The organism is Cognatiluteimonas lumbrici (genome assembly GCF_006476065.1).
In the GTDB taxonomy this organism is placed as follows: Bacteria; Pseudomonadota; Gammaproteobacteria; order Xanthomonadales; family Xanthomonadaceae; genus Cognatiluteimonas; species Cognatiluteimonas lumbrici.
Genome location: NZ_ML636798.1, coordinates 641,335 through 660,587, shown reverse-complemented (window position 1 = coordinate 660,587; position 19,253 = coordinate 641,335). Strand labels below are relative to the sequence as shown.

Annotated in this window: 19 protein-coding genes and 3 tRNA genes; 19 read left to right on the top strand and 3 right to left on the bottom strand. The window is 71.6% G+C overall.

The genetic code is table 11. The features are described from left to right. Window positions 1–7: 7 nt before the first annotated feature. Window positions 8–883 carry a CAF17-like 4Fe-4S cluster assembly/insertion protein YgfZ gene (gene ygfZ, locus E4F25_RS03235; protein ID WP_140908798.1) on the bottom strand — a complete coding sequence of 292 codons (876 nt, stop codon included), beginning with the start codon at window positions 881–883 and terminating at the stop codon, window positions 8–10. Window positions 884–923: 40 nt separating this feature from the next. Between ygfZ and E4F25_RS03230 the strand changes: the two genes are divergently transcribed. The 13 genes from E4F25_RS03230 (at window position 924) to lpxK (ending at window position 13,407) form a co-directional block, all read left to right on the top strand. Beyond that, window positions 924–1,088 (top strand): DUF1674 domain-containing protein, encoded by a 165-nt coding sequence (locus E4F25_RS03230; RefSeq protein WP_140910299.1) that lies wholly within the window; start codon window positions 924–926, stop codon window positions 1,086–1,088. Between the two features lie 38 nt (window positions 1,089–1,126). Further along, window positions 1,127–1,516 (top strand): succinate dehydrogenase, cytochrome b556 subunit, encoded by a 390-nt coding sequence (gene sdhC / locus E4F25_RS03225; protein WP_140908797.1) that lies wholly within the window; start codon window positions 1,127–1,129, stop codon window positions 1,514–1,516. Next, a complete protein-coding gene (gene sdhD / locus E4F25_RS03220; protein WP_246069720.1) occupies window positions 1,513–1,968 on the top strand; it encodes a succinate dehydrogenase, hydrophobic membrane anchor protein in 456 nt (151 codons plus the stop codon). The genes sdhC and sdhD overlap by 4 nt, the downstream gene beginning before the upstream one ends. A gap of 5 nt (window positions 1,969–1,973) precedes the next feature. Beyond that, window positions 1,974–3,773 carry a succinate dehydrogenase flavoprotein subunit gene (gene sdhA, locus E4F25_RS03215; RefSeq protein WP_140908796.1) on the top strand — a complete coding sequence of 600 codons (1,800 nt, stop codon included), beginning with the start codon at window positions 1,974–1,976 and terminating at the stop codon, window positions 3,771–3,773. A gap of 42 nt (window positions 3,774–3,815) precedes the next feature. After that, window positions 3,816–4,601, top strand: coding sequence for a succinate dehydrogenase iron-sulfur subunit (locus E4F25_RS03210; protein WP_140908795.1), 786 nt, complete (start codon window positions 3,816–3,818; stop codon window positions 4,599–4,601). Between the two features lie 34 nt (window positions 4,602–4,635). Continuing rightward, window positions 4,636–4,833 carry an FAD assembly factor SdhE gene (locus tag E4F25_RS03205; RefSeq protein WP_140910297.1) on the top strand — a complete coding sequence of 66 codons (198 nt, stop codon included), beginning with the start codon at window positions 4,636–4,638 and terminating at the stop codon, window positions 4,831–4,833. A gap of 321 nt (window positions 4,834–5,154) precedes the next feature. Next, window positions 5,155–6,396 (top strand): lipoprotein-releasing ABC transporter permease subunit, encoded by a 1,242-nt coding sequence (locus tag E4F25_RS03195; RefSeq protein WP_140908794.1) that lies wholly within the window; start codon window positions 5,155–5,157, stop codon window positions 6,394–6,396. After that, complete coding sequence (gene lolD, locus E4F25_RS03190) at window positions 6,389–7,084, top strand: lipoprotein-releasing ABC transporter ATP-binding protein LolD (protein WP_140908793.1); 696 nt, start codon at window positions 6,389–6,391, stop codon at window positions 7,082–7,084. Before E4F25_RS03195 ends, lolD begins: the two co-directional genes overlap by 8 nt. A gap of 71 nt (window positions 7,085–7,155) precedes the next feature. Beyond that, window positions 7,156–9,513 (top strand): DNA internalization-related competence protein ComEC/Rec2, encoded by a 2,358-nt coding sequence (locus E4F25_RS03185; protein WP_140908792.1) that lies wholly within the window; start codon window positions 7,156–7,158, stop codon window positions 9,511–9,513. Between the two features lie 55 nt (window positions 9,514–9,568). Then, the gene (locus E4F25_RS03180; RefSeq protein ID WP_140910296.1) at window positions 9,569–10,174 is read left to right on the top strand and encodes a MotA/TolQ/ExbB proton channel family protein; all 606 of its coding nucleotides are present in this window, start codon (window positions 9,569–9,571) and stop codon (window positions 10,172–10,174) included. Between the two features lie 13 nt (window positions 10,175–10,187). Continuing rightward, the gene (locus E4F25_RS03175; RefSeq protein WP_140908791.1) at window positions 10,188–10,640 is read left to right on the top strand and encodes an ExbD/TolR family protein; all 453 of its coding nucleotides are present in this window, start codon (window positions 10,188–10,190) and stop codon (window positions 10,638–10,640) included. Beyond that, window positions 10,637–12,412 carry a lipid A export permease/ATP-binding protein MsbA gene (msbA, locus tag E4F25_RS03170; protein ID WP_140908790.1) on the top strand — a complete coding sequence of 592 codons (1,776 nt, stop codon included), beginning with the start codon at window positions 10,637–10,639 and terminating at the stop codon, window positions 12,410–12,412. The genes E4F25_RS03175 and msbA overlap by 4 nt, the downstream gene beginning before the upstream one ends. Then, window positions 12,409–13,407, top strand: a complete 999-nt coding sequence (gene lpxK, locus E4F25_RS03165) for a tetraacyldisaccharide 4'-kinase (protein WP_140908789.1) — start codon at window positions 12,409–12,411, stop codon at window positions 13,405–13,407. The genes msbA and lpxK overlap by 4 nt, the downstream gene beginning before the upstream one ends. Here the strand turns inward: lpxK and E4F25_RS03160 are convergent, their stop codons facing one another. Both E4F25_RS03160 and kdsB read right to left on the bottom strand, forming a co-directional pair. Next, a complete protein-coding gene (locus tag E4F25_RS03160) occupies window positions 13,408–13,881 on the bottom strand; it encodes a low molecular weight protein-tyrosine-phosphatase (protein ID WP_140910295.1) in 474 nt (157 codons plus the stop codon). Window positions 13,882–13,895: 14 nt separating this feature from the next. After that, the gene (kdsB, locus tag E4F25_RS03155; protein ID WP_140908788.1) at window positions 13,896–14,666 is read right to left on the bottom strand and encodes a 3-deoxy-manno-octulosonate cytidylyltransferase; all 771 of its coding nucleotides are present in this window, start codon (window positions 14,664–14,666) and stop codon (window positions 13,896–13,898) included. Window positions 14,667–14,701: 35 nt separating this feature from the next. On the opposite strand from kdsB, the gene uvrC reads away from it, so the two are divergent. From uvrC to E4F25_RS03125, 6 genes are all read left to right on the top strand, one after another. Then, window positions 14,702–16,570, top strand: a complete 1,869-nt coding sequence (gene uvrC, locus E4F25_RS03150) for an excinuclease ABC subunit UvrC (protein WP_140908787.1) — start codon at window positions 14,702–14,704, stop codon at window positions 16,568–16,570. Continuing rightward, window positions 16,567–17,157: a CDP-diacylglycerol--glycerol-3-phosphate 3-phosphatidyltransferase gene (gene pgsA, locus E4F25_RS03145; protein WP_140908786.1), complete on the top strand. Its 591-nt coding sequence runs from the start codon at window positions 16,567–16,569 to the stop codon at window positions 17,155–17,157. The genes uvrC and pgsA overlap by 4 nt, the downstream gene beginning before the upstream one ends. 72 nt (window positions 17,158–17,229) lie before the next feature. Then, window positions 17,230–17,305: transfer RNA gene (locus E4F25_RS03140), tRNA-Gly, on the top strand. Between the two features lie 61 nt (window positions 17,306–17,366). Continuing rightward, window positions 17,367–17,440 (top strand) — tRNA-Cys (locus E4F25_RS03135). A gap of 56 nt (window positions 17,441–17,496) precedes the next feature. Further along, window positions 17,497–17,583, top strand: a tRNA-Leu gene (locus tag E4F25_RS03130). Window positions 17,584–17,619: 36 nt separating this feature from the next. Continuing rightward, a complete protein-coding gene (locus E4F25_RS03125) occupies window positions 17,620–19,248 on the top strand; it encodes an FMN-binding glutamate synthase family protein (protein WP_181168188.1) in 1,629 nt (542 codons plus the stop codon). The last annotated feature ends 5 nt before the right edge of the window (window positions 19,249–19,253 follow it).

Genomic DNA, 19,253 nt, shown 5'->3' with positions numbered 1-19,253 from the left:
TGGAGGATCAGCGCGCGAGGCCGTCCAGCAGCGGTCGCTCGCGCACAGGCGCGCCTGCGACCTGCAGGTCGCCGGGCTCGCGCTCCAGCGGCATGACCGCCAGCGCCAGCGTCCCCGCGGCACTCACCACGGTGCCGATCGCGCGGTCCCCGGCCCGGACTTCGCTGCCGGCCTCGAACGGCGTATCGCCCTCCAGCAGCACCAGTCCCCGCTTCGCCTTGCCCAGGAAGTGCGTGCGCGACACGATTTCCTGGCCCGGATAACAACCCTTCTTGACGCTGAAGGCCCGCAGGCGCTCCAGCGAGAGCTGCTGCGGCGTCCACTGTTCCGCCTGCGACGGCGGCAGGCGCGGCAGCCCGTGCCGCAGGTCGAACGCGTCCCAGCGCGCGACCGCTGCCGCGTCCTCGACGCCGCGCTCGCCCGAAATCCGCAGGGTCCTGCCACCACCTTCTCCGCCCATGTCCAGCAAGGCTTCGGTGGGAGCCGCCATGGCGGCGAGTTTCTCCATGGTTGCTTGGGAATCGGGGAAAGGCTCGCCGCCATGGCGGCTCCTACCCAAGGCTCCGGAGATCACCGCATCCCCCGGCACCGAAATCGCCACCTTGCTGCGGAACACGAAGCGCTGCAGCGCCGATGCGAATGCGTCCGGTTCCGCGTCGTGCAGCACCAGCCACGCGGTTTCCGGGTCGCGCACCAGCAGCGCGAACAGGGCGATGACGCGGCCCTTCGGGGTCAGCCAGCCGCTCCAGTGCCACTGGCCCGGCTGCAGCGGGCGCAGGTCGGACATGAACTGTGCCTGCGCAAACGCAAGCGCGTCGCGGCCTTCCAGCACCACCAAGCGGTGGCGGGGGAGGGCGAACCAGGGCTGCGGCTTGTCCGGCATCGGCGCGGGGACTTAAACTTGAGGGGACGTGAACACCCCGATGATAGGCGAAACCGTTCTTCCACCCGAGCCCGGCGAGGCCGGGGCCGAGGCAGGCACGCCCGCGACCGACGCGGTGCCCGCGCAGGAAATCGGCGGCCGCGAAGGCCCCGATCCCACCCGCTACGGCGACTGGGAAAAGAACGGCCGCTGCATCGACTTCTGACGTCCGACGACGTCGTACAACGCAAAGGACGAGTGCCGATGGCGACCCGCGAACGTCCCCTGTCACCGCACCTGCAGGTGTACCGGTGGCAGATCACCATGACCATGTCGATCCTGCACCGTGCCTCCGGCATCGTGCTGACCGTCGGCGCGTTCGGGCTGGCCTGGTGGCTGCTGGCGCTGGCCGCCGGCGGCGAGGCCTACGAGGCCGCCGCCGCCTGCCTGGCCTCGCCGCTGGGCAAGCTGTTCCTGTTCGGCTTCTCGCTGGCGCTGGTGTACCACCTGCTCAACGGCATCCGGCACCTGGCCTGGGACGCCGGCTTCGGCTTCGAGATCCCGGAGTTCTACGCCTCCGGCTGGACCGTCGCGGTGCTGACCGTGGTGTTCACCCTGGCGATCTGGTTCTTCGCCCTGGGAGCAGGCGCATGAGCAACATCGGCACCGCGGGCGATCCGCGCCGCAGCGATCGCAACGGCACCCGGCTGGACGAGCTGCGCACTCCGCTCAAGCGTGCGCGCGGCCTCGGCTCGGGCAAGTCCGGGACCGGCCACTGGTGGTGGCAGCGCGTCACCGCGGTGGCGCTGGTGCTGCTGACCGCCTGGCTGGTCGGGCTGCTGGTGTCGCTGGTCGGCGCCGACCTGGCGCAGGCGCGCGAGACCATCGCCCGGCCCTGGAACGCGGTCGCGCTCGCCGCGCTGGTGATCGCGATGTTCTGGCACGCCAAGCTCGGCATCCAGGTGGTGATCGAGGACTACGTCCACACGCGCGGCCTCGAGGTCGCGCTGCAGATGCTGGTCACCATCGCCTGCGCGCTCGGCGCGCTCGCCTGCCTGTATGCGCTCGGTCATGTCGCGATGACCGCCGTCACGACCGCCAGCTGAACGCCATGACCAAGACCACTCCCGCCTACAAGATCACCGAACACAAGTACGACATGATCGTCGTCGGCGCCGGCGGCGCCGGCCTGCGTGCCACGTTCGGCCTCGCCCACAAGGGCCTGCGCACCGCCTGCATCACCAAGGTGTTCCCGACCCGCTCGCACACCGTGGCGGCGCAGGGCGGCATCTCCGCCGCGCTCGGCAACATGGGCCCGGACGACTGGCGCTACCACTTCTACGACACCATCAAGGGCTCGGACTGGCTCGGCGACCAGGACGCCATCGAGTACATGTGCCGCGAGGCGATCCCCGCGATCATCGAGCTCGAGCACCAGGGCGTGCCGTTCTCGCGCACCGAGGACGGCAAGATCTACCAGCGCCCCTTCGGCGGCATGACCACCGAGTACGGCAAGGGCACCGCGCAGCGCACCTGCGCCGCCGCCGACCGCACCGGCCACGCCATCCTGCATACGCTGTACCAGCAGTCGCTGGCGCACGAGGCCGAGTTCTTCATCGAGTACTTCGCGCTCGACCTGGTCATGGACGAGCACGGCGCCTGCAAGGGCGTGCTCGCGCTGGACATGAGCGAGGGCACGCTGCACCTGTTCCGCGCCCACGGCACGGTGCTGGCCACCGGCGGCTACGGCCGCGCCTACTTCAGCTGCACTTCGGCCCACACCTGCACCGGCGACGGCGGCGGCATGGCGCTGCGCGCGGGGCTCGGCCTGCAGGACATGGAGTTCGTGCAGTTCCACCCGACCGGCATCTACGGCGCCGGCTGCCTGATCACCGAGGGGGTCCGTGGCGAGGGCGGCATCCTGCGCAACGCCAGCGGCGAGCGCTTCATGGAGCGCTACGCGCCCAATGCCAAGGACCTGGCCTCGCGGGACGTGGTCAGCCGCTCGATGACCATCGAGATCCGCGAGGGCCGCGGCGTCGGCGAGCACAAGGACCACATCCACCTCGACCTCACCCACCTGGACCCGAAGGACATCCACGAGAAGCTGCCCGGCATCGCCGAGAGCGCGCGGATTTTCGCCGGCGTGGACGTGGAGAAGCAGCCGATCCCGGTGATCCCGACTGTGCACTACAACATGGGCGGCATCCCCACCAACTACCACGGCGAAGTGGTGCAGCTGCGCGACGGCAATCCGGACGCGGTCGTCCCCGGCCTGTACGCGATCGGCGAGGCCGCCTGCGTTTCGGTGCACGGCGCCAACCGCCTGGGCTCGAACTCGCTGCTCGACCTGGTGGTGTTCGGGCGTGCGGTCGCCGAACGCGCCGCCGAGACCATCCGCCCGGGCATGCCGCACGGCCGCCTGGCCGCGGACGCCTGCGACAAGGCGCTGGCCAACCTCGACCAGGTCCGCCACGCCAACGGCGACACCCCGACCGCGGTCATCCGCGACCGCATGCAGCGCACCATGCAGGCCGATGCCGCGGTGTTCCGCACCCAGGAAACGCTGGCCGAGGGCGTCGAGCGCATCCGCGCGATCCGCGAATCGTTCGCCGACGTCAAGGTCAGCGACCGTTCGCTGGTCTGGAACTCGGACCTGGTGGAGACGCTCGAGCTGCAGAACCTGCTCGGCCAGGCGCTGGCGACCATCGTCGCCGCCGAGAACCGCAAGGAATCGCGCGGCGCGCATGCGCGCGAGGACTACCCGGAGCGCGACGACGACAACTGGATGAAGCACAGCCTCACCTGGGTCGACGATGCCGGCGCCACCCGCATCGACTACCGCCCCGTGCACATGTACACGCTCGACGACGAGGTCGAGGTCGTGCCGCCGCAGAAGCGGGTTTATTGAGGTTCGGATCGCGGCGCGAGCGCCGCTCCTACAGGAACGATCATGGCCGAGTTTGCACTTCCGAAGAATTCCAGGGTCCGCCCGGGCCGGCGGTTCGCCGCGCCCGAGGGCGCCAGGCGCACGCGCACCTTCAAGATCTACCGCTGGAGCCCGGACGACGCCGAGAACCCGCGCACCGACACCTACGAGGTGGACCTGGACAAGTGCGGGCCGATGGTCCTGGACGCGCTGATCAAGATCAAGAACGAGGTCGACCCGACCCTGACCTTCCGCCGTTCCTGCCGCGAAGGCATCTGCGGCTCGTGCGCGATGAACATCGACGGCGTCAACACGCTGGCATGCACCCGCGCGATCGAGGACTGCGGCAAGGCCGAGGTCCCGGTCTACCCGTTGCCGCACATGCCGGTGGTCAAGGACCTGGTCCCGGACCTGACCCACTTCTACGCGCAGTACGCCTCGATCAAGCCCTGGATCCGCACCCAGAGCGCGCCGCCGCCGGACCGCGAGCGGCTGCAGTCCAAGGCCGACCGCGCCAAGCTCGACGGCCTGTACGAATGCATCCTGTGCGCGTGCTGCTCGACCGCCTGCCCGAGCTACTGGTGGAACGGCGAGAAGTACCTGGGCCCGGCGATCCTGCTGCAGGCCTACCGCTGGATCGCCGACTCGCGCGACGAGGACACCGGTGCGCGCCTGGACGACCTCGAGGATCCGTTCAAGCTGTACCGCTGCCACACCATCATGAACTGCACCCGCACCTGCCCGAAGGGCCTGAACCCGGCCAGGGCGATCGCGAACATCAAGCAGCTCATGCTGGAGCGCCGTGGCTGAGGACCGGAGCCTGCGCTGGCGCTGCCGGCGTGGCATGCAGGAACTCGACGTGCTCCTGCTGCGCTGGCTCGACCGCCACCACGCGGCGGCTTCCGAGACCGAGCGCGGCAGTTTCCTAAAGCTGCTGGACACCGAGGACGACAAGCTGTGGCGCTGGTTCCTCGGCCACGAGCGGTCCCCCGATGCCGACGTCGACGCACTGGTGCAGCGCATCCGCAGCCTTCCGCCTTGAGTGGCGTCCCTCGCGCTGGGTGAGCGGCGCGCTGTGCCTGCTGGCCGTGCTGGCGCCGCTGGCGGTGCTGGCTTCTGAAATGCCTCGCCGTGCCGCCTGGCCGCTGGCCGTGCTCGCCCTTGGCTGGGGCGGGCGACGGGCGTGGCGGGAGTGGCACCGGCCCCGCCTGATCCTCGACTGGCCGCCGCCCGAAGGCACGACCGTGCAATGGCGGGGCCCGCTGCTGTTCGTGCGCGGGCCGGGCCTGCGCCTGGCCTGGTGGCCGGACACGCTGGACGCGGCCACACGCCGCGAACTGCGGCGCCGTGGCACCATACGCCGATGTTCAAACCCGTCCCCGTCGCCATCGGCCTGCGCTACCTCCGCGCCAAGCGCCGCAACGGCTTCATCTCCTTCATCTCCATGGCGTCGATCCTCGGCATCGCGATCGGCGTCGCCGCGCTGATCACCACGCTCGCGGTGATGACCGGATTCCAGCGCGAGATCCGCGACCGCATGCTGCAGATGGCCGCGCATGCCACGGTCACCGCCGACGGCGAGGCGATGGAGAACTGGCAGCAGGCGATCGCCGTCGCGCGCAGCGACGACCGCGTCGCCGGCGCGGCGCCGTACATCGAGACCCAGGCGCTGATCCAGGGCACGCGCCGGCAGCCGGCGATCGTGCGCGGCGTGGATCCGGCCGAGGAGGGCAAGGTCTCGGTGCTCGGCGAGAAGATGACCCAGGGTTCGCTCGACCAGCTCACGCCCGGCAGCTTCAACATCGTGCTCGGCGCCGAGCTCGCGTTGTGGCTCGGGGTCGGGGTGGGCGACGACGTGATCGTGACCACCTCCTTCCAGTCCACGCCGATGGGCGGCATCCCGCAACTCAAGCGCTTCACCGTGAGCGGGATCTTCGAGGCCGGCTACCAGGAATTCGACAAGGGCCTCGCGGTGACCAACCTGCGCGACATCCAGCGGGTGACGCGGATGGGCGACGGCGTCACCGGGGTGCGCCTGCGCATGCACGACATGGACCGGGCCTTCGAGGTCGCGCGCGACCTGGCGCTGCGCCTGCATGGCCCTTACCGGGTCAGCGACTGGACCCGCGACAACGCCAACATGTTCCGCGCGCTCAAGATGGAGAAGACGGTGATGGCGATCCTGCTGTCGCTGATCATCGCCATGGGCGCGTTCAACCTGGTCAGCTCGCAGGTGATGCTGGTCACCGACAAGCAGGCCGACATCGCGATCCTGCGCACGCTCGGGCTGCCGCCTGCCGGGGTGATGCAGGTGTTCATGGTGCAGGGCTCGCTGATCGGCGTGATCGGCACCGTGCTCGGGGTGATCGGCGGCATCGTGCTGACCCTCAACCTCGAGCACATCCTGCGCGCGATCGAGGCCGTGCTCGGGGTGCAACTGCTGCCCGAGGACGTCTACTACATCACCGGCCTGCCGACCGAGCTGCGTTCCGCCGACATCACCGCGATCGCGCTGGTGGCGCTGGCGATGGCGTTCGCGGCCACGGTCTATCCGGCATGGCGCGCGGCACGGACCGCGCCGGCGGAGGCGCTGCGCTATGAATGACGCCGTGATCCGGGCCGAGGGCCTGGGCAAGACCTACGCCGAGGGTACGCTGCGCACGCCGGTGTTCGACGGGCTCGACTTCGCGGTGGCGCCGGGCGAGACCGTGGCCATCGTGGGCGCGTCCGGCGCCGGCAAGAGCACGCTGCTGCACCTGCTGGGCGGGCTGGACACGCCCACTTCCGGCGAGGTGCACGTGGCCGGTCAGCGGATGAGCGCGCTCTCGGACGCCGAGCGCGGCCGCCTGCGCAACCATGCGCTCGGCTTCGTCTACCAGTTCCACCACCTGCTGCCCGAGTTCACCGCGCTCGAGAACGTGATGTTGCCGGTGCTGCTCAACGGCACCACGGTGCCGGACGCCGCGCAGCGCGCGCGCGATCTGCTGGAGTCGGTCGGCCTCGGCCACCGGCTCGAGCACAAGCCGGGCGAACTGTCCGGCGGCGAGCGCCAGCGCGCGGCGGTGGCGCGCGCCCTGGTCAACCGCCCGGCCTGCGTGCTCGGCGACGAGCCCACCGGCAACCTCGACGAGAAGACCGCGGCGCACGTGTTCGGGCAGATGCTCGAGCTCAACGCCGCGCACCGCACCAGCCTGGTGATGGTCACCCACGACCGCGGCCTGGCGCGGCGGCTCGGGCGCGTGCTGGAACTGCACGAAGGCAAGCTGCGCGAGATCTCGCCCGCCGACCTGTAGGAGCGCCGCTCCTACATCAGATACCGGTTTTGCCGACGGCAACCGCCGCGTCGCGTTGCCACGCTGTGGCCATGCCTTCCGCGCCGCCACCCGCGCCGTTCGGGCCGGCCGCGGCGGCCGCGCTGGTATCGGGCGTCGCCGCCTGCCTGCAGCTGCCGTCGCTGCCGGGCGCCTGGCTGTTCGCGGCCTTGCTGCCGGCGGGGCTGCTGGCCTGGGCGATGCGCCGGCGCGGGCGCCTGCTCGGCCCCTTGCTGTGCGGGGTGGCGCTGGCCGGGCTGCACGCGGGGTACGTGCTCGGCGCGCGCCTGCCCGCAGCGCTGGAAGGCCGCGAACTCGAAGTCGCCGGCACGGTGCTGGAATTGCCGCGGCGCGATGCCGCGCGGGTGCGCTTCCGCTTCCGCGTGGACGATGCGCCGTCCGGCACGGAGGCCTTGCGCGGCAAGCTGCTGCAGCTGTCCTGGTATTTCGACGGCGACGACCGCGTGTCGCTGGCGCCGGGCGAGCGCTGGCGCCTGCGCCTGAAGCTGCGCGCGCCGCATGCGCTGCGCAATCCCGGGACCCGCGACGGTGAGCGGCGCGCACTGGCCGAGCGCATCGCCGCGACCGGCTACGTGCGCGATCCCGGGCTGGCGCGGCGGCTGTCGCCGGCGCGCGGCATCGACGCGTGGCGCGACCGCATGGGCGAGCGCATCGCGGCCACGGTGGACGCCGGCGCCTCGCGCTTCGTGCGTGCGCTCGCGCTGGGCGACACGCGCGCGCTCGACACCGCCGACTGGCAGGTGCTGCGCGCGGCCGGGCTGACCCACCTGATCGCGATCTCCGGTTTCCACGTCGGACTGGTTGCCGGGTTCTTCGCGCTGCTGGCCAAGGGGCTGTGGCGGTGCCTGCCGCGCCTCGGCCGCTGGTTGCCGCGACCGCAGGCGGCGGCGCTGGGCGCGTTGCTGGGTGCGCTGGGCTATGCCGCGGTGGCCGGTTTCGCGCTGCCGACGCTGCGCACCGCGCTGATGGTCGCGGTGCTGGTGCTGGCGCGCCTGCTGCGGCGGGCGCAGCGCACCGTTGATGCGCTGGCGCTGGCCGCGATCGTCCTGCTGCTGGCCGATCCGCTGGCGGCGCTCACCGCCGGGTTCTGGCTCAGCTTCGCCGGCGTCGCCTGGCTGCTGTGGTGCCTGCCGGCGACGCCGCCGCGCTCGCTGGGCGGCGTGGTGCGCGGATTCGTCGACGCACAGGCGGTGGCCACCATCGGCCTGTTGCCGGTGGCGGTGGCGCTGTTCGGCCAGGCCTCGGCGGCGGGGCCGCTGGCCAACCTGGTGGCGATCCCGTGGTGGAGCCTGGTGGTGGTGCCGCTGTCGTTGCTGGGCACCGCGCTGGAAGCGGTGCATGCCGGGGCCGGCGCCTGGTGCTGGCGGCTGGCGGCGGCGTGCTTCGAGCTGTCGTGGCCGTTGTTCGACTGGCTGGCGGGGACGCCGCTGGCGCTGTTCTGGCTGCCGCGTCCGGCGTGGTTCGCCCTGCCGTTCGCGCTGGCGGGCGGGTTCTGGCTGCTGTTGCCGCGCGGGGTGCCGGGCAAGCCGCTGGCGCTGCTGCTGTGGCTGCCGCTGCTGTGGCCGCAGCGCGGGCTGCCACCGCCGGGCCACGCTGAACTGTGGGTGCTGGACGTCGGCCAGGGCTTGTCGGTGCTGGTGCGCACTTCCGGCCACGCCCTGCTGTACGACATGGGCGCGGCGCGCGCGGGCGGCTTCGACGCCGGCGCCGACGTGGTAGTGCCGGCGCTGCACGCCCTGGGCGTGCGCCGGCTCGACGCGGCGGTGGTCAGCCACGGCGACAACGACCACGCCGGCGGCTTCGCGGGCGTTGCGCGCGCGTTCCCGCCGGGCATCGTGCTGGCGCCGCCGGGGATGCCCTCTCCAGTCATGCCTCCCACAACCGGGCATCGCCACTGTGTCGCGGGGATGCACTGGACCTGGGACGGCGTCGAGTTCCGGTTCCTGCATCCCGCGCGGCACTTTCCCTATCTCGACAACGAATCCAGCTGCGTGCTGCGGGTCGAGGCCGGCGGACGCGTGGCGCTGCTGCCCGGGGACATCGGCGAAGTCGTCGAGGGGATGCTGCTGCGCGCGCAGGGCCTGGCGCTGCGCACGGACGTGGTGCTGGTGCCGCACCACGGCAGCGGCAGCGGATCGGCGCCCGGCTTCGTCGCGGCCACCGGTGCGCGCTGGGCACTGGTGTCGGCCGGCTACCGGAACCGGTTCGGGCATCCGAAGCCGGAGGTGGTGGCGCGCTGGCGGGGGCAGGGCGCCGCGGTGGTGGCGACCTTCGACAGCGGCGCGCAGCGGGTGCTGCTGGGGCGGGGCGGGGTGCGGCTGGAGGGGGAACGGGACGTGCATCGCAGGTTGTGGGATGCAGTCGCGGCTTCCGCCGCCCCCACAAGGTAAAGGGCGGGGTCCGGCTCTACAGTATCCTTGGCGGGAATCGCTTCGGAGGATGCGCGTGCTTGAACTGGTGAAGGCGGGCGGCTGGCCCATGATCCCGCTGTTGCTGCTCTCCGGGGTCGCGCTGGCGATCATCGTCGAACGCTTCTGGACCCTGCGCCGGGTCGCGGTGCTGCCCCCGGGGCTGTCCGACGAGGTCCGTGCCTGGGTCGCGGGCGGCGGCGCGCTGGATCCGGGCCACCTCGAGCAACTGCGCGAGACCTCGCCGCTGGGCGAGCTGATGGCCGCCGCGCTCGACGTGCGCGGGCGTCCGCGCGAGCAGGTGCGCGAGCGGATCGAGGACACCGGACGCCACCTGGTGCACCGCATGGAGAAGTACCTCAACACGCTCGGCACCATCGCCGCGGCCGGGCCGCTGCTGGGCCTGTTCGGCACCGTGGTCGGCATGATCCAGATGTTCCTCGGGATCCTCGACCACGGGGTCGGCGACGTGAACCAGCTTGCCGGCGGCATCGGCAAGGCGCTGGTGTGCACCGCCACCGGCATGATCGTGGCGATCCCGGCGCTGATGTTCCATCGCTACTTCCGCGGCCGCATCGCGGGCTACATCGTGGACATGGAGCACGAGGCCGCCCGCCTGGTCGACGTGCTGGACGCGCGCTGAGGGTCCGCCGCCGATGCGCATCCGCGACTTCCGCGCCGACGACAGTCCGCAGATCGACCTGGTGCCGCTGATCGACGTGGTGCTGTGCCTGATCGTGTTCTTCGTGGTCACGACCACCTTCGACACGCGCTCGGTGCTCAAGCTGCAGCTCCCGCACGCGCGCGGCGAACCGGCCGAGGCCCAGGCCGAGGTGCTGGAGGTGCTGGTCAACGCCGACGGCCGCTACTTCGTCGGCGACCGCGAGGCGCTGCGCAGCGACGTGGATACGCTCAAGCGCACCATCCTCGACGTCGCCGGCGAGGACCGCGAACGCGGCGTGCTGCTGCGCGCCGACGCCCGCAGCGAGCACCAGGCCGTGATCACCGCGCTCGACGCGCTCGGCCAGCTCGGCTTCCGCAACGTCAACCTGGCGACGGCGCCGGAACCGGCCGTGGCCGATCGCGCCGCGACGGGGCCGGCGCCATGAGCGCCACCGACGCCGCCAGCCCCCGCCCGGGCGCCTGGCCGGTCTACAGGCGGCTACTTGGCTATGCCGGCCGCTACTGGCCGCTGCTGGTGGCCTCTTCCATCGGCATGGTGGTCGAGGCGCTGGCCGGCGGCGCCTTCGTCAAGCTGATGGATCCGCTGGTCAACCGCGGCTTCGTCAACCCGGAGCCCAGGATGGCGGTGCTGCTGCCGCTGGCGATCATCGCGCTGTTCGTGATCCGCAGCCTCGCCACCTACGTCACCGACTACGGCATGGCGCGCACCGGCCGCAGCGTGGTCCGCGACCTGCGCGAACAGGTGCTGGCCAAGTACCTGCGCATGCCGAGCCGGCACTTCGACACCGAGTCGGTGCCGGCGATGGTCAGCCGCCTCAACTTCGACACCGAGCAGGTCACCCAGGCCGGCACCGACGCCGCCAAGGCGATCGTCACCGACGGCCTGACCATCGCCTTCCTGCTCGGGATCATGGTCTACACCAGCCTCAAGGTGACCTTCGCGATGCTGCTGATCACGCCGCTGATCGGCGTGCTCGTGTGGTACGTGGGCAAGCGCTACCGCCGCATCAGCCGCGGCATCCAGGAAGGCATGGGCCACCTCGCGCAGTCGGCCGAGCAGTCGCTGGCCGCGCAGCAGGACGTCAAGGTCTACGGCGCCCAGGGGTTCGAGCGCAAGCGCTACGCCGGCCTGGTCAACCGCATGCTGCGGCTGAACATGAAGGTCGAGACCACCCGCGCCGGCAGCTCCGCGCTGGTGCAGATGCTGGCGGCCTCCGCGCTGGCGGCGATCGTCTGGGTGGCCACGCGCGAGGCCCTGCAGGGGCGCATCGACGCCGGCGAGTTCGTGCAGCTCATGACCGCGATGATGGCGATCATCCCGTCGCTGCGGCGTGTCACCAACGTGCAGGCGGTGATCGGGCGCGGCGTGGCCGCCGCCGAGCGGCTGTTCGCGGTGCTCGACAGCGAGGAGGAACACGACGCGGGCAGCGTTCCGCTGCAGCGCGCGCGCGGCGAGCTGGTGTTCGACCGCGTCAGCCTGCGCTACGCCGAAGGCGACGGCGATGCCCGCTATGCGCTGCGCGACATCAGCTTCAGCGCGCGGCCGGGCACGGTCACCGCGATCGTCGGACGCTCTGGCAGCGGCAAGACCAGCCTGGTGCGGCTGGTGCCGCGCTTCTACGAGCCGAGCAGCGGACGCGTCACGCTCGACGGCGTGCCGCTGCGCGATTACCGGCTGGCCGACCTGCGCCGCCAGGTCGCGCTGGTCGGCCAGCGGGTGATGCTGTTCGACGACAGCGTCGCCGCCAACATCGCCTACGCAAGCGAGGCCACCCCGGAGGAACTGCGCGCGGTGGCCGAGGCCGCCAACGCCTGGGAGTTCATCGAGCGCCTGCCGCAGGGCCTGGACACGCCGATCGGCGAGAACGGCGCGCTGCTGTCCGGCGGCCAGCGCCAGCGCCTGGCGATCGCGCGCGCGATGCTCAAGGACGCGCCGATCCTGATCCTCGACGAGGCCACCGCCGCGCTCGACACCGAGTCCGAACGCCTGGTGCAGGACGCGCTCGACCGGCTGATGCCGGACCGCACCACGCTGGTGATCGCGCACCGCCTGTCCACCATCGAGCACGCCGACCAGGTGCTGGTCCTCGACCAGGGCGAGTTGGTGGAGCAGGGCAGTCATGCCGAGCTGCTCGCGCGCGGCGGCCTGTACGCGCACCTGCACCGGATGCAGTTCCGCGACACGGGGACCGCATGAGCGCCGGCCGTGCACCCCCGGCCTGGTGGTACGACGCCGGGCGCGAGCCGCCGCTGGCCGCGCGCGCGCTGTCGCGTTTGTACGGCGGCGTGATCGCGGTGCGCCGCGGCCTGTACCGGCGTGGCGCGCTGCGCAGCCAGCGCGTCGGCGTGCCGGTGGTGGTGGTCGGCAACATCGTCGCCGGCGGCAGCGGCAAGACGCCATTGGTGGTCGCGCTGGTCGAGCGCCTGCGCGGCGCCGGCTTCACCCCGGGGATCGCCACCCGCGGCTACGGCCGCGAGCAGCCGGGCACGCCCGTGTGGGTCGAGCCGCGCACGGACGCCGCGCTGGCCGGGGACGAACCGCTGCTGCTGGCACGGCGCACCGGCGCCAAGGTGCGTGCGGACGCAGACCGCGTCGCCGCCGCCCTTGCCCTGGTCGCGGCCGGCTGCGACATCGTGGTCTGCGACGACGGCCTGCAGCACTACCGGCTCGCGCGCGACGTCGAGATCGAGGTGCTGGACGCGCGCCGCCGCCACGGCAACGGCCGCCTGCTGCCGGCCGGGCCGCTGCGCGAACCGCTGGCGCGCGCCTCGGAGTGCGACTTCCACGTGGTCAACGGCGGCACCGCCGGCGAGCTGGACACGCGCTTCGGCGAGTGGGCGATGCGCCTGCACCCGGGCCAGGCGTTGCCGCTGCTCGGCGGCCGGCCGCGCCCGCTGCAGGCCTTCGCCGGGCAGCGCGTGCACGCGGTCGCCGGCATCGGCGATCCCGAGCGCTTCTTCTCGATGCTGCGCGAACTGGGCATCGCGGTGGTCCCGCACGCCTTCCCGGACCACCATCGCTACCAGGCCGGGGACTTCGCCTTCGGCAGTGACCTACCGGTGCTGATGACCGAGAAGGACGCGGTCAAGTGCATCCCCCTCGCGACCGACCGTTTCCACAGCATCCCGGTCAGCGCGGAACTCCCCGAAGCCTTCTGGGTCGCGCTGCTCGACCGCATCCGCCCGGGTTGATCAGGACGCCGGCGCCTCCGCCATCAAGCGCTCCACGATCCCCGCGGCGGCACGGTCCACCAGCTCCCACGCGTGCTCGAACGCGTCCATGTCGAGCGTGTACGGATCGGGCACCTCGATCCCGCCGAGGCCGGCCCACTCGAGCAGCAGGCGCGCCTCGGCGGTAGCGCCGCCCGGGGAGCCCGTGCGCACGGCATCGAGCACGTCCGCGTCGGCGCACAGCAGGACGTCGAAGGCGGCATGGTCCGCTTCGGTGACCTGGCGCGCGCGGAGCGTCGAAATGTCCACGCCATGGCCGGCGGCGCACGCGATAGCGCGCCGGTCGGGCGGGAGGCCAACGTGCCATTCGCCGAGCCCGGCCGAATCCACCTCGACTCGGTCCCCGAGGCCCGCCGCCTGCAGGCGCGCGCGCAGCGCGCCTTCCGCCATCGGCGAGCGGCAGATGTTCCCAAGGCATACGACCAGCAGGCGCAAGCTCCGGTCCCGGCTCAACGTCGCGCCTCCGCCAGGTGGCGCTCGGCGCGCTCCAGGTCCTCGGGCGTGTCCACGCCGGGCGGGAACGCCGAGGGCGCGATGCCGACCGCGATGCGGTGTCCGGCCTCGAGCACCCGCAACTGCTCCAACGATTCGATCCGTTCCAGGCGTCCCTGCGGCAGCGTGGTGAAGCGCTGCAGGAAGCCGGCGCGGTAGGCATAGATGCCGATGTGGCGGAGCCAGGCGTTGTCGCCGACGGGCAGGGTGTCGCGGTCGCTTGCGAAGGCGTCGCGGGCCCAGGGCAGCGGCGCGCGGCTGAAGTAGAGCGCGTCGCCGTCGTCGCGGCGCACGAGCTTGACCACGTTCGGGTCGAACAGCGAAGCCGCATCGGTCACCGGGGTGGCGAGCGTGGCCATCTCGGCCCCGGACTCCAGCAGCGTCTGCGCGACCGCACGGATGCCCTCGGGCGGCGCGAACGGCTCGTCGCCCTGCAGGTTCACCACCACGGTGTCGTCGCTCCAGCCGGCGATGCGCGCGCACTCGGCGAGGCGGTCGCTGCCGGAGGCGTGGTCGGGCGAGGTCATCGCGACGCGCACGCCGCTGCCGTCCAGCGCGTCGGCGATGCGCGCGTCGTCGGTGGCGATCCAGACGGCGTCGGCACCGGCTTCCAGCGCGCGGCGCGCCACGTGCAGGATCATGGGTTCGCCGGCGAGCAGGCGCAGCGGCTTGCCCGGCAGCCGCGTCGAGGCGTGGCGGGCGGGAATGGCGACGACGAAGCCTGTCATGCCCGGATTATTACCGAAACGGGGATAATCGGGGCATGGCGGAGCAGGCCCCACAATTCGACGGCAAGGCATTCGTCAAGGGACTGAGCACGGCCCCCGGGGTGTACCGGATGTACGCGGCCGACGACAGCGTGCTGTACGTCGGCAAGGCCGGCGCCCTGAAGAAGCGGGTGGCCAGCTACTTCAGCGGCGCACCCAAGACCGCGCGCACCATGGCGATGCTGGCGCAGGTCGCGCGGATGGAGGTCACGGTTACCCGCACCGAGACCGAGGCGCTGCTGCTCGAGAACCAGCTCATCAAGTCGCTCAAGCCGCGCTACAACGTGATGCTGCGCGACGACAAGAGCTACCCGTACGTGCTGCTCACGCAGGAGGAGTGGCCGCGGCTGGCGCTGCACCGCGGCGCGCGCGCGATCCCGGGACGCTACTTCGGGCCCTATGCCAGCGTCGGCGCGGTGCGCGAGACCCTGAACCTGCTGCACAAGCTGTTCCGGCTGCGCAGCTGCGAGGACAGCGTGTTCCGCAACCGCTCGCGGCCGTGCCTGCAGTACCAGATCGGCCGCTGCAGCGCGCCCTGCGTCGGGCTGGTGTCGGCGGAGGACTACGCGAAGGCGGTGCGCCGGGTCGAGCTGTTCCTCGAGGGCCGCAGCGGCGAGCTCGGCGCCGAACTCGAGCGCAACATGGCCGAGGCGTCGGACCGGCTGGACTTCGAGGAGGCCGCGCGCGTGCGCGACCTGATCCAGATGATCCGCAAGCTGCAGGCCCGGCAGTACGTGGACGGCCGGGTCGCCGACCTGGACGTGCTCGCCTGCGCGATGGAAGGCACCCACGCCTGCGTGATGCTGCTGGCATTCCGCGACGGCCGCAACCTCGGCACCCGCGCCTTCTTCCCGCGCACCAACGGCGCCGAACGCTGCGAGGAAGTGCTGTCGGCGTTCGTGTCGCAGTACTACGGCGAACAGCCGGCCCCGGCCGAGATCGTGCTCGACCGCGACATCGACGACCGCGAGCTGCTGCAACAGGCCCTGTCCGAGGCCGCGGGCCACAAGGTGCGGCTCAAGTGCAACGTGCGCGGCGACCGCGCCGGCTACCTCGACCTCGCCAAGCGCAACGCGGAACTGGCGCTGGCCACCGAGCTCGGCAGCCAGGCCACCCAGCGCGCGCGGCTGGAGTCGCTGCAGGAACTGCTCGGCCTGGCCGAGCCGCCGCAGCGGATCGAGTGCTTCGACATCAGCCACACCATGGGCGAGGCGACGGTGGCCTCGCAGGTGGTGTTCAACCAGGACGGCCCGGTGCGCAGCCAGTACCGGCGCTACAACATCGCCGGCATCGAACCTGGCGACGACTACGCCGCCATGCACCAGGCGCTCGAGCGCCGCTTCCGGCGCGCGGTGGACGAGGGCGGGGTGCTGCCCGACGTCCTGCTGATCGACGGCGGCGCCGGCCAGGTGGCGCAGGCCCGCGGCGTGCTGGCCGAGCTGGGCATCGCCGAGCGCATCGTATTGGTCGGCGTGGCCAAGGGCCCCGAGCGGCGCGCCGGGCACGAGGCGCTCCTGCTGCCTGACGGCCGCGAGATCCGCCCGGGCCCGGAATCGCCGGGCCTGCAGCTGGTGCAGCAGGTACGCGACGAGTCCCACCGCTTCGCCATCACCGGCCACCGCGGGCGCCGCGCCAAGGCGCGCAACACCAGCCGGCTGGAGGACATCCCCGGCATCGGACCCCGTCGTCGCGCTAACCTGTTGCGGCATTTCGGCGGGCTGGGCGGGCTCAAGGCCGCGGGCGCGGAGGAGATCGCCCGGGTCGAAGGCATCAACGCCGCTCTCGCCGAGCGGATCTGGGCCAGCCTGCACGGGCTGCCCGAGGCTGGAGCCAGCGAGGACGCCATGGAGCGCAGACAAGGATGACCCTGACCCTGCCGACGATCCTGACCCTGATGCGGATCGCTCTGATCCCGGTGCTGGCGGCGGTCTACTTCCTGCCCTACGGCTGGACCAACTTCGCCGCCGCCGCGGTGTTCGCCTTCGCCTCGGCCACCGACTGGCTGGACGGCTGGATCGCGCGCCGCTTCGGCATGTCCTCGCCGTTCGGCGCGTTCCTGGACCCGGTGGCCGACAAGCTGATGGTATCCACCGCGCTGTTCCTGATCGTGCAGGGCCACCCGACCGCCTGGATGGCGCTGTGGGCGGCGGTCATCGTCGGCCGCGAGATCGCGGTCTCGGCGCTGCGCGAATGGATGGCGGAAGTGGGGCAGCGCGGCAAGGTCGCGGTCGCCGCCATCGGCAAGATCAAGACCATCGCGCAGATGGTGGCGCTGACCTGCCTGCTGTATTCGGTGACGCCGGCGGTCCCGCCGCACCCGACGCCGTGGATGGGCAACCTGATCTTCCACGTCGGCGACTGGCTGCTGGCCGGCGCGGCAATCCTCACCCTGTGGTCCGGCCTCGGCTACCTGCGCGCCGCCTGGCCGAGCCTGAGCGGTCGCGAAGGCTGAGCCCGGGGCGCCGGCGCAGCGTTCACCATCCGTATTGACAGACCTGCGGCCTCCCGTAAAATGGCGGGCTCCGCGGGAATAGCTCAGTTGGTAGAGCACGACCTTGCCAAGGTCGGGGTCGCGAGTTCGAGTCTCGTTTCCCGCTCCAGATCCAGACGAACCCCGGCTTGCCGGGGTTCGTCGTATTGGGAACAATCGAAAGTCCATCCGGCCGGGTGGCAGAGTGGTTATGCAGCGGACTGCAAATCCGCGTACGCCGGTTCAATTCCGACCCCGGCCTCCAGTCCAAAGAGCCCCGCCTCGCGCGGGGCTTTTTCGTTGTGGGATCATCGGCCCGCCGCCCGGGTGGCGAAACTGGTAGACGCAGCGGACTTAAAATCCGCAGGCCGCGAGGCCATGTGGGTTCGATTCCCACCCCGGGCACCAGTCGCGGCGCCAACGCCGCTCCTACAGGAGAAGGGATTGCGCTATAGCGCCTACATCATCAGCCTGGTCCTGACCGCGGTCGCCGCGGGGCTGGTGTTCGCGGGATACCGGGAATGGTGGTGGGTGCTGGCGGTCGCCGGCGCACTCGCGGCACTCGGCACCTGGGACCTGCTGCAGCGCCGGAGCACGCTGCGCCGCAACTACCCGCTGCTCGCGCACTTCCGCTACGGGCTCGAGTCCATCGGCCCCGAGATCCGCCAGTACTTCATCGAGTCCGACACCGAGGAAGCGCCGTTCTCGCGCGCCCAGCGCGCCCTGGTCTACCAGCGCTCCAAGGGCGTGATGGACGTGGTGCCGTTCGGCACCGAGCGCAATGTCTACGACGTGGCCTACGAGTGGATCAACCACTCGCTGGTACCGACCTACATCCCGTCGCACGATTTCCGCGTGCGCATCGGCAGCGGCGCCGAGACCACGCAGCCCTACGACGCCAGCGTGTTCAACATCTCGGCGATGAGCTTCGGCTCGCTCAGCGCGAATGCCATCCGCGCGCTCAACAAGGGCGCGAAACTGGGCGGCTTCTACCACGACACCGGCGAGGGCTCGATCTCGCCGTACCACCGCGAGCACGGCGGCGACCTGGTGTGGGAGATCGGCTCGGGCTACTTCGGTTGCCGCGATAGCGACGGCCGCTTCAGCGAGGAGCGCTTCGTCGCCAACGCGACCGACCCGCAGGTGCGGATGATCGAGGTCAAGCTGTCGCAGGGCGCCAAGCCCGGCCACGGCGGCATGCTGCCCGCCGCCAAGGTCAGCCCGGAGATCGCCGTCACCCGCGGCGTGCTCGAGGGGGTCGACTGCATCTCGCCGGCGCGGCACACGGAGTTCGCCACGCCGGTGGAATTGCTGCAGTTCGTCGCCCGGTTGCGCAGGCTTTCGGGCGGCAAGCCCACCGGCTTCAAGCTGGCCATCGGCCATCCCTGGGAATGGTTCGGGGTCGCCAAGGCGATGCACGAGACCGGGCTGCTGCCCGACTTCATCGTGGTCGACGGCGCCGAGGGCGGCACCGGCGCGGCGCCGGCGGAGTTCGTCGAGCACGTCGGCGTGCCCATGCACGAGGCGCTGATGCTGGTGCACAACACCCTGGTCGGGCTGGGCCTGCGCGACAAGGTCAGGATCGGCGCCGCCGGCAAGGTGGTCAGCGCCTTCGACATCGCGCGCACCCTCGCCATGGGCGCGGACTGGTGCAACGCCGGTCGCGGCTTCATGTTCGCGCTGGGCTGCATCCAGTCGCAGAGTTGCCACACCGACCGCTGCCCGACCGGCATCGCCACCCAGGACCCGCGGCGATGGCGCCAGCTCGACGTGGCGGACAAGGGGGTCCGGGTCCACCGCTTCCACCAGAACACCCTGCACGCGCTGCGCGACCTGCTGTGCGCCTGCGGCCTGGGCGGGCCGGAGGAGCTGGGTCCCGAGCACATCCTGCGCCGGGTCTCCCCGGTGGAAGTCCGCTCGCTGGCCGCCCTGTACCGGTTCCTGGCCCCCGGCGAACTGCTCGGCGGGGTTCCGGAGCACGCCGTGTTCCAGCAGTTCTGGGCCTCGGCCCGCAGCGACAGTTTCGCTCCCCCCGCCGGGGTCGCGGCGCTGCGCAGGGTCAAGGCGTTGTAGCGGAC

Excerpts from the sequence above, each read along its gene's own strand:
- E4F25_RS03195 (WP_140908794.1), top strand. The coding sequence starts at position 5,155 with ATGTTCAAACCCGTCCCCGTCGCCATCGGCCTGCGCTACCTCCGCGCC.
- kdsB (WP_140908788.1), bottom strand. The coding sequence starts at position 14,666 with ATGACAGGCTTCGTCGTCGCCATTCCCGCCCGCCACGCCTCGACGCGG.
- lolD (WP_140908793.1), top strand. The coding sequence starts at position 6,389 with ATGAATGACGCCGTGATCCGGGCCGAGGGCCTGGGCAAGACCTACGCC.
- msbA (WP_140908790.1), top strand. The coding sequence starts at position 10,637 with ATGAGCGCCACCGACGCCGCCAGCCCCCGCCCGGGCGCCTGGCCGGTC.
- uvrC (WP_140908787.1), top strand. The coding sequence starts at position 14,702 with ATGGCGGAGCAGGCCCCACAATTCGACGGCAAGGCATTCGTCAAGGGA.
- pgsA (WP_140908786.1), top strand. The coding sequence starts at position 16,567 with ATGACCCTGACCCTGCCGACGATCCTGACCCTGATGCGGATCGCTCTG.
- E4F25_RS03210 (WP_140908795.1), top strand. The coding sequence starts at position 3,816 with ATGGCCGAGTTTGCACTTCCGAAGAATTCCAGGGTCCGCCCGGGCCGG.
- lpxK (WP_140908789.1), top strand. The coding sequence starts at position 12,409 with ATGAGCGCCGGCCGTGCACCCCCGGCCTGGTGGTACGACGCCGGGCGC.
- E4F25_RS03230 (WP_140910299.1), top strand. The coding sequence starts at position 924 with ATGATAGGCGAAACCGTTCTTCCACCCGAGCCCGGCGAGGCCGGGGCC.
- ygfZ (WP_140908798.1), bottom strand. The coding sequence starts at position 883 with ATGCCGGACAAGCCGCAGCCCTGGTTCGCCCTCCCCCGCCACCGCTTG.
- sdhD (WP_246069720.1), top strand. The coding sequence starts at position 1,513 with ATGAGCAACATCGGCACCGCGGGCGATCCGCGCCGCAGCGATCGCAAC.
- E4F25_RS03205 (WP_140910297.1), top strand. The coding sequence starts at position 4,636 with ATGCAGGAACTCGACGTGCTCCTGCTGCGCTGGCTCGACCGCCACCAC.
- E4F25_RS03185 (WP_140908792.1), top strand. The coding sequence starts at position 7,156 with ATGCCTTCCGCGCCGCCACCCGCGCCGTTCGGGCCGGCCGCGGCGGCC.
- E4F25_RS03175 (WP_140908791.1), top strand. The coding sequence starts at position 10,188 with ATGCGCATCCGCGACTTCCGCGCCGACGACAGTCCGCAGATCGACCTG.
- sdhA (WP_140908796.1), top strand. The coding sequence starts at position 1,974 with ATGACCAAGACCACTCCCGCCTACAAGATCACCGAACACAAGTACGAC.
- sdhC (WP_140908797.1), top strand. The coding sequence starts at position 1,127 with ATGGCGACCCGCGAACGTCCCCTGTCACCGCACCTGCAGGTGTACCGG.